The sequence below is a fragment of the Corynebacterium sp. c8Ua_99 genome (genome assembly GCF_039907185.1).
GTDB lineage: Bacteria > Actinomycetota > Actinomycetes > Mycobacteriales > Mycobacteriaceae > Corynebacterium > Corynebacterium jeikeium_D.
The window spans coordinates 142,786-153,312 of record NZ_JASBOG010000005.1; the positions used below are offsets into that span (position 1 = coordinate 142,786).

The window sequence follows — 10,527 nt, forward strand, 5'->3', positions numbered from 1 at the left end:
CAGGAAATTCTCTCGCCCTGCTGTGCGTTTTCGACGAACCGCTTGGTCGCTTCCCACTCTTTTCGGCGCGCCTCCCACTAACGCAAGCGTCATATGGCTAAGTTCAGGCGCGTGAATGGAACCGATTCAATGCCACAGAACTTCCGCGCCGCGGTCCAGTCAATGCACTCTGCTGAACTGCGACCTGAGATTGCTCTGGGCACCGTTCGGCCACCGCAGAAGCTGGCACCGTTTAGCCACGCTGTCTCGCTTGAGGTCACGCAGCCCGAAGCTGATATCGTCCCCGAGTCCTCGGACGACGATGCCTTTGGTCGTTTAATTTTGCTCCATGACCCCCGCAGTGAGGAAACCTGGGACGGTGACATGCGCTTGGTTGCATACATCCAGGCGGATATGGATGCCTCCCTCGCGGAAGATCCGTTGCTCCCCCAGGTTGCCTGGCAATGGCTCACCGAGGCTCTGGCTGAGAACAACGCCGAACTGTCGAACTTGGGTGGCACGGTGACTACTACGAACTCTGTCCGCTATGGCGAGATCGGCGGCAAGCCACAGGCCTTTCAATTAGAAATGCGCGCATCGTGGACTGCTCGTGGCACCGACCTGCGCACCCACGTTGAATCCTTCGCTCAGGTACTAGCGAACGTCGCTGGTCTGCCACCCGTCGGCGTTTCCCTGCTGGGCTGATACCGGCGACTGCTGATACCGACGACCGAAGAGGCGTGCGATGAGCTCCGACGTGGAAACTAGTCCCGACGTAGAAGTAAGACTTGCCCCAGCCGAGGGAACTCCACGCGTGCTTTCTGCCATCGACGACATTATTGACGCCGGTGAGCAGCTGGCCAAAGGACACGGTTGGCTCGCAGTCGATACTGAACGAGCTTCGGCATATCGCTACGACGACCGCGCCTTCTTGCTTCAATTTCGCCGCCGTGGAGCGGGCACCTTTCTCATCGATCCCGAAGATGGTCGCAAGGCGATGGCCGTTTTCGGTTCCTCAGTCAACGACCTGACCTGGATTATTCACGCCGCTCATTCTGACCTTCCCTGCCTCGCAGCTCTGGGTCTCTACCCCACCAAAGTCATTGACACTGAGCTGGCCGGCCGCCTTCTCGGCCTGGAGCGAGTCAACTTAGCAGCTCTGACAGAGCGACTCCTCGGAGTTGGACTTGCCAAGGGGCACGGTCGAGAGGATTGGTCTACTCGTCCACTGCCAGCAGATTGGCTGGACTACGCAGCCTTGGATGTCGAGCTGCTCATCGAACTCGCCGAGGTTCTTTGTCAGGCGCTGACTGAGCTCGACCGTTTGGAATGGCTGGAACAGGAATGCGAACGCGAACTCGCTCTAAACCGTAAATACCTCGATGGTCTGCACGTCGTACACTCGTGGCAGGGGCTCAAAGGGTTGGGAAGCTGCGCACTCCCGAACAACTTAACGTCGCCCGTGCACTGTGGACTGAGCGTGACGAAATCGCGCAGCGCCGTGATGTCTCCCCAACACACGTCATGGGTCACAGCGTTCTACGTACAATCGCAGAACAACTCCCCGGTACGCAGCGTGAACTAACTGCAATCCGTGGATTTCCACGTCGCCGTCGCGGTGCCGCGGACGCTTGGTTGAAGGTCGTTAATGAAGCCCGTCAGGAACCCAGGTCGTCATGGCCGAAGCCCCAGAAGCAGGCTCCCAACCAGATGCCCCACTTTCGACGTTGGGCTGAGCATGCCCCACAAGCCGCCGAAATTTTCGAAACCACGCGAGACTGCATCGACAACGTCTGTGCCCAAATCCACCTGCGCAAAGACACACTCATTACCTCCGCGCAGACACGTGAACTGGTGTGGTGGATTCACAGCCGCGCAGTCGGCTCATTCGTTTTCCGCCACCACGACAACTACGCTGGCGGCCTGCCAGCCGTTACCGAAATCTCCGCTCACCTCAGCGAACAGGGTTTCCGCCCATGGCAGGCACATTTGCTTGCCGACGTGATCGGCGCCAACGTTCTTGCGCCCATGCGGCAGCCACTCTAGCTACAGCTGCTCCAGCACTGCGATGGTTTCAAAGTGATGCGTTAGACCAAATGCGTCCACGACCTCGAGGTGTTTGAACGCGTAGCCGTAGTCAGCCCAGTACCGGGCATCGCGGGCAAAAGTCGCCGGATCGCAACCGAAATGTACAACCACGCGTGGCTTTGCCTCAGCAATAGCGGCAATGGCATCCTTACCAGCACCGGAGCGCGGAGGGTCGAGAACGACGATATCCGGGTTTGGTGTTTCCGCATTAGCAACTTCGCGGCGCACTACCTTGGTGACATCCCCGGTTACGAACCGGACTGGTGCCGCAGGCGACGCATTCCCACTGTGGTCAGCTGCAGTGAAAGCCTTGCGCCCCGCCGTCGCTGCCGCGGCAAAACCCTCGACAGAGAGAATTGAACCCTCTGCGTCAACTAGCTTGCGCAGTGCCGCCGACAGAACGCCTGCGCCACCGTAAAGATCCCAACCGCAGGAGAAAGACTGACCAACCAACAGGTCGATGATGCGCGATCCATAGAACTCAGGGGCATGGCAATGGGCTTGCCAAAAACCGGTCGTCGGCACATCGAAAGTAATTCCGTGAACGGTGTGCTGTGTAGTTGGCTCGCCTTCAATCAACGTTTGCGTGCGGTTCCTGCCGCTGCCGGAAACGTATACAGCACTTCGGTTACCCTCCGTGTCCATGGCCACATGGAGTTCTCCTGGCTTCGGCTTCTTGCTCCCTCGACCGCGAGCAGGCTTAGCAACAGGGATGGTTCCGGCCGTCGAAAAGCCAGCGATGAGATTGGGAACTGTTTGGACGCACTCGGAGCCGATGACGAGCTCGTGGGAACGGGAACGACGTAATCCCGCTCGTCCCTGGGAATCCACACCCAGCCGCACGCGCGTGCGCCAACGGGAGGTCGGAGCCAGTGGAAGAACATCGATAGCTGGCAGCTCGTCGGCGGTGAAACGTCCAAGACGGCGCAGGCAATCGGTCAAGACATCAGCCTTGAGACGCGCCGCGTGCTCAGGATCAATAAAACCCCAGTCGCAACAGCCCGCGCCCTGCTGAGCTGCTTCGCAACGCTGCGAAATTCGATGCTCTGAGGCATCCAAAACCTCAACGACATTGCCGCGCCACAGCTTGGCATCAGGTTTGGCAATTTCGACAACAACGCGTTCGCCGGGGATACCGCCGGTGACGAAACCGATTCGTCCGTCGTAGCTGGCAATGAATTCTCCGCCGGCAGCGGGACGGTCAATAGTCACTTCGATGTTCACGCAGTGTGATACTACCCGCTGACAAGAGAAAAGCCGCCGTCGGGTGACGGCGGCGGGCAGTGCACAGTGGCGCCTGCAGATCCTTTTCTAACTGGTCAAGTAGCTAGCTTCTCTCTGCTGGCGGGTTGACCAAACTAATTGGTGGAGCCATCCGGGTTGATACCAGTAGCGCCTGGCACCTGCCCGGGTTCACCTTCAGCTTGGGCAGCCTGGGTCTGCTGCTGGTATGCCTGACGAATCTGCTCGGCCATCTGGGACGGCAGCGTAACCGGAAGCGGCTGACCTGCTGGCATCGGGTTTTCACCGCGAGAGACGAAGCTACGGGCAAGGAGACCGCGGGCGAGATCTGCGAGTTCCTCCGCCCGATTAGCCGGACCGGAAGCCGTCATGCGAAGCATCCAACGCGGGCCGTCGGCGCCGATGATTCGCATTTCCATATCGGAGGTGCGACCTACGACCTCAGAACCCCACGGCCCCTGCTCGACGTGGACATCGAGGCCATCGGACTCAAGACCGTCCTTGATTTCCTGAGCGGACTCCTCCCAGAGGCCGCCCGACGTCGGAGCAGCGAATGCTACAGGAGTTACGCGGCCATGCTCAGTGGCGACGTGCAGCATGGTTGGACCTGTCGGCCCCATCTCCACCTGAATATCACCAACGTGAGGAATAGGCAGCAGCATCGAACCGAGGTTCAGGCTGGCCTTCGCGAAGTCCGAAAAATCAAACTGCGTCGGGCTAGCGCTGTTGATATCGAAGGGGCCGTTTGCTGGTGCGTTCTCCGCGGCGGTTTCCGACGCGTCGTCATGCACGGTTGCGGTAGCCTCCTCAGAAGCTGGCGCCGCAGAGTCGGTGGTAACGGCCTCTGCCTCAGCAGCTGGTTCTTCTGGCTGGTTCTTCTTTCCAAATGGCCACATGGTGGTTTATTGACACCTCGCTAAAAAGAAATCTTTGTATACGCTTTTGTAAACGCTTTATTGAGCTCTTCACGCATTGAACCACACTTGGTAGGGTCCCCGCGCTGTCAGAGGCGTTTTAAAGCGTCGTGGACACTCCGGTTGACCCGTGACCGCCCGCGCCGCGTTCAGTTTCATCGAGCTCATCGACTTCCACCAGCGGGCTGAGCTCGACCTTCTGCACAACCAATTGGGCAATTCGATCGCCCTTGGCGATCTCCACCGCATTGGTCGGGTCCAAGTTGATCAGGCAGACTTTAAGCTCACCACGGTAACCGGCATCAATCGTGCCGGGAGCGTTGACGATGGACAGCCCCTTTTTGAAAGCCAATCCGGAGCGAGGATGAACCAATCCCACTGTGCCCGCCGGCAAGGCAATGGCAATACCGGTTCCCACGAGCGCCCGCTGCCCTGGTGCTAGGACGACATCCTCCACTGAGCTCAAATCCACACCGGCATCATCGGCATGCGCACGCTGGGGAATCACAGCGTCTTTAGCGAGCTTTTTCACTTGCACCGGGGCATAAGTCATTTCTTTGTATATCCTTCGCTGTCGCGTCTTTTAAGAACCGCACTTCGGCCTTGTCAGTACCGAGCATAGCCGTGCCCTAGAATGGATAACCGTGAGTGGAAAAGATAACCTGCAGCCTCGTCGCGGCGACAGCTCAGCATCCGTCTCTGAAGGTGCGGCAATAACAATGAGCTCGAGCGGAGATTCATCGATTGTCTATTCCGAAAAGCTCTGGGTTCCCTGGTGGTTCTGGGTACTCGGCGCTGCTGCCGTTTTTGTATGCACGGCCCAGATTGGCTTTAACCGTTCACCGATTTGGCTTGTCATCGGCGGCATTATTTGTCTGGCCGTGGGCGTGTGGGTGCTGTTGACTATGTCGAAGACCACGGTGTCCGTAGAAGTGGACAGCACTGGTGAACGCTGGCTTCACGCTGGCACGGCAGTTTTGCCAGCATCGGTTGTTGCCAAATCCCTGGTGGTCCCGAAGTCCGCGCAGCGCAATGCGTTGGGCCGTCAGCTCGATCCAGCAGCATTCCTGGTTACGCACACGTGGATTCCCACGATGGTGCTGCTAGTCCTCGACGATCCGGACGACCCCACCCCCTATTGGCTGGTCTCCACCCGCCACCCCGAGGCACTGCTTGACAGTTTCTTCGACCGCTAGGTCAAATCTCTCACCGCCGCTACACGCTTGCCGACGGTCCCAGCGCCGCCAGAACCGTGGTAGTGGCGGTTTTCCTTTTTCTAGGAAGCTATCCCGGCTGCGCGGGGATTAGGCACAGTCCTGGCAGATAGGGAATCCATCGCCGTTATCGATTGCGATCATCGAGCGGTGCATCACCATGAAGCAGGAGCCGCAGGTGAATTCATCCTCCCCCTTGGGGGCAACATCCATATCGAATTCTTCACCCGCGATGTCGGCGACCGGCAACTCGAACGGCTCGACAATTTCGCCGTCGTCAGTGTCGTCGATTTCCTTCTCAGCAGATGCAGCCTGAAGGCCCTCGAGGGAATCGGTCTCCAGCTCTTCGGTTTCACGAGTACGCGGGGCATCGTAGTTTACAGCCATGTCCCAAACCTTCTTTCTGGACCTTTGCTAGACATTGTGAACTGACTTTTTCTCGGAGAATACAACGCGTTGAGACGATTGACACCCTGTACTCTCCAGTGCCTTTCTCAGCGGATATTAAGGCAATTCACGCAATCTGTCATCTCTGCAGGTCAGAATAGGTTTCTATGCCTATTAGACGAGGAGACGATAACATGATGGCTATGAGTTCAGGCCCCGCGAGCATTACGAGCGCATCACATCGACGAAAAATTGTTCCCTACGTGGCGGTTTCCGTCGTTGCTGTAGTGATTGCCGCTACGTTGTGGGTGTTGGCATTCCGCAGCCAACCGGCAAGTTATCCGGTGTCCTGTTCCCTCCCCGCGGCTGGGACCCCTGTTTCCTCCACCACGCTAATCGGAGAGCACGTCGTTCCACCGTCGGATGTTCATGTGCGCGTTTATAATGCCAACGGCAAAGTCGGCCAGGCTACAACCGTCGCCGAGCAATTGCGGCAGCTCGATTTTGTCCTCGATGAGCAGGTTCCCTACGGCAACGACCCTATTGTGGAAAACCAAGACCTCGGTTGCTTCGGCCAGCTGCGTTATGGCGAGGACTTCAATGGCCACGCCGCGGCGCTTCACGCTCTTTTCCCCTGCTTTGAGCTCATCCACGATGGTCGGCCGGATGCAACCGTCGATGTGTCGTTGGGTAAGGGGTTTAAGGATCTCGAAGTAGCCAGCCAGGTTGAGGGCGCGATGTCCGCATTGAACCGTGGCGAACAAGCCGACCTAGAGGGTTTGAGCTCGTTAGGCTCGAGCAGCTGCTCCTAGACCGACGCACTAATTCCTAGCCTTCGCGATAGCACCATCCAATGCCTCGAAGAACGCATCGGCAACTTCAGAGTTCGCCGCACCGACACCAAAGTCGAGCGGGTCTCCCTCCGGCCGGCCAGTAACGTTGGCACACTGAGTGAATTCCGGGACCCTAATCCTTGCGCCTGCTTCAGCCGCAATCAGAGCACCAGCTGCATAATCCCAAACCTTGATGTCGTGTTCGTAATACGCATCAACACGGCCGTGCGCCACCATGCACAAATCCAGCGCCGCCGATCCCATGCGCCGAATATCTCGACACTCCCCCAGCAACTGCGACGCTATCCGGCCCTGCACCTGCCGGAGACTAGCGGAATAGCTGAATCCCGTTGCCACAAGTGTCTTTTCCAGCTCGGCCGTTGGGGAACAACTAAGCGTCTGCACAGTGCCGTCCCGTCGAGAAACCTGAGCGCCCTCTCCCTTAGCTGCACTGTAAATCTCTCCCGAGGACGCATTTGCCACTGCACCCGCCACTACCTCATCGCCTACGGCGCAAGCGATACTCACAGCAAAATTGGGCATGCCGTAGAGGAAATTCACCGTACCGTCGATGGGGTCTACAATCCAGGTCACCGCTTCGCCCTCGTTGGCAGCCTGCGCTGGGGAACTCGCGCCGTCGTCAAGCCCGCCTTCTTCGCCCAAAATGCGGTCAGAGCTGCTAAACGTCTTGATAAGCGAACGAATGAGCTCCTCAGATTCACGGTCGACGACGGTGACGGGGTCAACAGCTGAGGACTTCGTTTCGGAACTTGCTAAAACGTCATCGGAGCCGAGTTCGACCCGACGACTGGCGATGTGCGCCGCGGCTGCGCGGGCGATAAGTACCGCGCGGTCACGCAATTCCCCGACGCTGGGCCGCACGGACCCGGGGCTATTCGGTGCAGCAGACCCCCTATTATCCGCGCTGTTAGCGAGTTGTTCGGTGCCATGCGAGTTATTGCTCATGCCTCCATTGTGTCTGTTTCGTACAATTTGAGCTATGGGACAACGAATTGGATTTGGCATCGACGTCGGAGGCTCTGGAATCAAGGGTGGCCGCGTGGACCTTGATACTGGGCAGCTTATTGGTGACCGCATTAAGATTTTCACGCCACAGCCGGCAACTCCGGAAGCGGTTGCGGAGACCATTGCAGAAATTGTGGACATTGCGAAGTGGGATTCCGATGTCGGCATCACGATTCCGTCCGTCGTACAGAATCAGATTGCCTTGCTGGCCGCCAATATTGACGGTTCTTGGGTTAATACGAACTGCCAAGAGCTCTTCGCTAAATACCTGCCCAACAACAAGGCGCACGTGCTTAACGACGCTGACGCTGCCGGCCTCGCTGAAGTCCAGTTTGGCGATCCGGGCAATAAGACAGGCGCCGTGTTGTTGCTAACTTTTGGTACAGGCATCGGCTCCGCGCTTATTCATGACGGACTGCTCTACCCCAATTCGGAGTTAGGCCACCTCATCATTGATGGCATGGAGGCCGAACATTTTGCATCCGCGAGAGTTAAGGATGTGGAGGGGATCGGCTTCGAAGAGTGGGCTGAGCGCGTGAGCAAGGTGCTTAAGACCTACGAGGCGCTGTTTTGGCCGTCACGGATCATCGTCGGCGGCGGAATCAGTCGCGAACACGAAAAGTGGATTCCGCTGTTGACATGTAAGACTCTAGTTGTCCCCGCAAGTCTGGATAATAATGCGGGTATTGCTGGCGCCGCCTTTGCAGCTGACCAGGGACTTTACCCTTAACCACTTTCATTTCTTATATGGGGATTGGTAGCTACGTGTCGGGCGTGACACGTGCTTGAAGCCATGCCCCGTGGCGGCGATTTTAAGAATTGGTTTACAATAAGAAGTTGACTCACGGCAAGGTTGAATAATCAACAGGCTCGAGGAGGATTGGGAAAATCGAATTCCAGCGCACTGCTTCGATGAGGATTTTCACCGATTACTTCTTCGCTAGGAGCCAGAAAGCAACACTGATGACCGTGGCACGAAAAGGTCAGCTCTGAATGTTTTCCATTCGGCTAGTTGGCTATAGACGAAGTAAAGGCGCACCACTGGCGCGTTGAGCTTCTCTTCGACCGAGAGAAGCTGGCGGCGGCTTTGGCGGCGCACACAACGTACATCGTGAAAGGGCGTTCGTGGCAGGCAACGAACTGGGGCAAGCTCAGGACCAATCCACCGGGAGTGGCACCGGTTCAGCTACTCCTGCAAAGAAGGCTGTAAAGAAGGCCATCAAGAAGGCAGTGAAGAAGACCGTGGCAAAGAAGACTGCCGCGAAGAAAACTGCTGCCAAAAAGACGGCTGCTACCAAAACTGCGGCGAAGAAGACGACCGCTAAGAAGGCAGCGGCCAAGAAGACCGTGAAGAAGGCGGCCAAGAAGTCCGTCGCTAAGAAGACCACGCGTAAGGCCGCCGCCAAGAAGGCAACTAAGCGGACAACGGCTGCGAAGGCCACCGCGGCCAAGGCTGCTGCAGCGAAGGCGAAGGACGCGCAGGCTCTCGACGCAACTGAGAACGAAGAGCTCGAGGACGAGGAACTCGACCACGACTTGGAGCAGGAGCAGGACTACGACCCGGATCTGGATGATGATCTCGAAGACGATGATCTTCACGACGATCTGGATGATGACGACCTCGAAGACGACGACCTCGACGATGATGAAGAAGAGGACGACGAGGACGAAGACGAAGACGAGGATGAAGAGGACGAGGGCGACGAGGTCTGGAACGAGGACGAGTCCGCTCGTCTGCGTCAGGCCCGCAAAGATGCTGCCCTCACCGCCTCCGCCGACTCTGTCCGCGCCTACCTCAAGCAGATTGGTAAGGTCGCGCTGCTGACTGCCGAGGAAGAAGTCAGTCTGGCAAAGCGCATCGAGGCCGGTCTGTATGCGCAGTACAAGATTGACGAGGCCAAGGAAGCCGGCGAGCGCATCGCTTACGCCCAAAAGCGCGACTTGCGCGAGATTTCTCGCGACGGTCAGCGCGCCAAGAATCACCTGCTCGAGGCCAACCTCCGTCTTGTGGTGTCCCTGGCAAAGCGCTACACCGGCCGTGGCATGGCTTTCCTCGACTTGATTCAGGAAGGCAACCTCGGCCTGATTCGTGCGGTCGAGAAGTTCGACTACACCAAGGGCTACAAGTTCTCCACCTACGCAACGTGGTGGATTCGCCAGGCCATTACTCGTGCAATGGCCGACCAGGCTCGAACCATTCGTATTCCGGTTCACATGGTCGAGGTCATTAATAAGCTCGGTCGTATCCAGCGCGAGTTGCTCCAGGATTTGGGCCGCGAGCCCACTCCGGAAGAGCTCGCTAAGGAGATGGACATCACCGAGGAAAAGGTTCTCGAGATTCAGCAGTACGCTCGTGAACCCATTTCGCTGGACCAGACCATCGGTGACGAGGGCGACTCCCAGCTCGGTGACTTCATTGAGGACTCAGAGGCAGTCATCGCTGTGGACGCCGTCAGCTTCACGCTCCTCCAGGACCAGCTTGGCGACGTTCTGGAGACTCTCTCCGAACGTGAAGCCGGTGTCGTCCGCCTGCGCTTCGGCCTTACCGACGGCATGCCGCGTACGCTTGACGAGATTGGCCAGGTCTACGGTGTGACACGCGAGCGCATCCGTCAGATCGAGTCCAAGACGATGTCCAAGCTGCGTCACCCATCGCGTTCGCAGGTTCTGCGCGACTACTTGGAGTAAAGCTTTAACCTGAAGTTGTTCAGGGGCTAACAGCTAGCCCCAGAGAATCGGGCTTGAATGAGGTTTCACACCTTATTCGGGCCCGGTTTTTCTTTTGGTGTCAGCGCTAGTGAGTTACTGACTGCGTTTATGTCAAAAATGACCTGAAAAATGGCC

The 10,527-nt window shown here is 57.7% G+C and carries 12 protein-coding genes; 7 read left to right on the top strand and 5 right to left on the bottom strand.

Annotation, left to right across the window (positions count from 1 at the left end; all coding sequences use genetic code 11):
* Positions 1–93 precede the first annotated feature (93 nt).
* Genes QKE19_RS04700 through QKE19_RS04710 form a run of 3 tightly spaced genes read left to right on the top strand, consistent with a single transcriptional unit; the run spans position 94 to position 2,025 of the window.
* Complete coding sequence (locus QKE19_RS04700) at positions 94–684, top strand: DUF3000 domain-containing protein (protein WP_042388665.1); 591 nt, start codon at positions 94–96, stop codon at positions 682–684.
* Between the two features lie 40 nt (positions 685–724).
* Entirely contained in the window at positions 725–1,564 is an 840-nt protein-coding gene (locus QKE19_RS04705; RefSeq protein WP_347890485.1) for a ribonuclease D, read from the top strand.
* Complete coding sequence (locus QKE19_RS04710; protein ID WP_347890490.1) at positions 1,468–2,025, top strand: HRDC domain-containing protein; 558 nt, start codon at positions 1,468–1,470, stop codon at positions 2,023–2,025. Before QKE19_RS04705 ends, QKE19_RS04710 begins: the two co-directional genes overlap by 97 nt.
* Here the strand turns inward: QKE19_RS04710 and QKE19_RS04715 are convergent, their stop codons facing one another.
* From QKE19_RS04715 to dut, 3 genes are all read right to left on the bottom strand, one after another.
* A complete protein-coding gene (locus QKE19_RS04715) occupies positions 2,026–3,291 on the bottom strand; it encodes a class I SAM-dependent RNA methyltransferase (protein WP_347890486.1) in 1,266 nt (421 codons plus the stop codon).
* 134 nt (positions 3,292–3,425) lie between these two features.
* Positions 3,426–4,205 carry a DUF3710 domain-containing protein gene (locus tag QKE19_RS04720; RefSeq protein WP_150961535.1) on the bottom strand — a complete coding sequence of 260 codons (780 nt, stop codon included), beginning with the start codon at positions 4,203–4,205 and terminating at the stop codon, positions 3,426–3,428.
* Positions 4,206–4,323: 118 nt separating this feature from the next.
* Positions 4,324–4,776, bottom strand: coding sequence for a dUTP diphosphatase (gene dut / locus QKE19_RS04725; RefSeq protein ID WP_048733249.1), 453 nt, complete (start codon positions 4,774–4,776; stop codon positions 4,324–4,326).
* Positions 4,777–4,942: 166 nt separating this feature from the next.
* Between dut and QKE19_RS04730 the strand changes: the two genes are divergently transcribed.
* Positions 4,943–5,419: a DUF3093 domain-containing protein gene (locus QKE19_RS04730; RefSeq protein WP_048733250.1), complete on the top strand. Its 477-nt coding sequence runs from the start codon at positions 4,943–4,945 to the stop codon at positions 5,417–5,419.
* A gap of 108 nt (positions 5,420–5,527) precedes the next feature.
* Here QKE19_RS04730 and QKE19_RS04735 read toward each other — a convergent pair whose 3' ends face one another.
* Positions 5,528–5,824, bottom strand: a complete 297-nt coding sequence (locus QKE19_RS04735; protein WP_016422655.1) for a DUF4193 family protein — start codon at positions 5,822–5,824, stop codon at positions 5,528–5,530.
* Between the two features lie 203 nt (positions 5,825–6,027).
* On the opposite strand from QKE19_RS04735, the gene QKE19_RS04740 reads away from it, so the two are divergent.
* Positions 6,028–6,636, top strand: coding sequence for a LytR C-terminal domain-containing protein (locus QKE19_RS04740; protein WP_347890487.1), 609 nt, complete (start codon positions 6,028–6,030; stop codon positions 6,634–6,636).
* A gap of 9 nt (positions 6,637–6,645) precedes the next feature.
* Here the strand turns inward: QKE19_RS04740 and QKE19_RS04745 are convergent, their stop codons facing one another.
* The gene (locus tag QKE19_RS04745; RefSeq protein ID WP_347890488.1) at positions 6,646–7,623 is read right to left on the bottom strand and encodes an inositol monophosphatase family protein; all 978 of its coding nucleotides are present in this window, start codon (positions 7,621–7,623) and stop codon (positions 6,646–6,648) included.
* Between the two features lie 34 nt (positions 7,624–7,657).
* Here QKE19_RS04745 and ppgK point away from each other — a divergent pair, with 34 nt between their 5' ends.
* The gene (ppgK, locus tag QKE19_RS04750) at positions 7,658–8,413 is read left to right on the top strand and encodes a polyphosphate--glucose phosphotransferase (protein WP_101688159.1); all 756 of its coding nucleotides are present in this window, start codon (positions 7,658–7,660) and stop codon (positions 8,411–8,413) included.
* Positions 8,414–8,808: 395 nt separating this feature from the next.
* Positions 8,809–10,371 (top strand): RNA polymerase sigma factor, encoded by a 1,563-nt coding sequence (locus tag QKE19_RS04755; protein WP_016422651.1) that lies wholly within the window; start codon positions 8,809–8,811, stop codon positions 10,369–10,371.
* Positions 10,372–10,527: the final 156 nt, after the last annotated feature.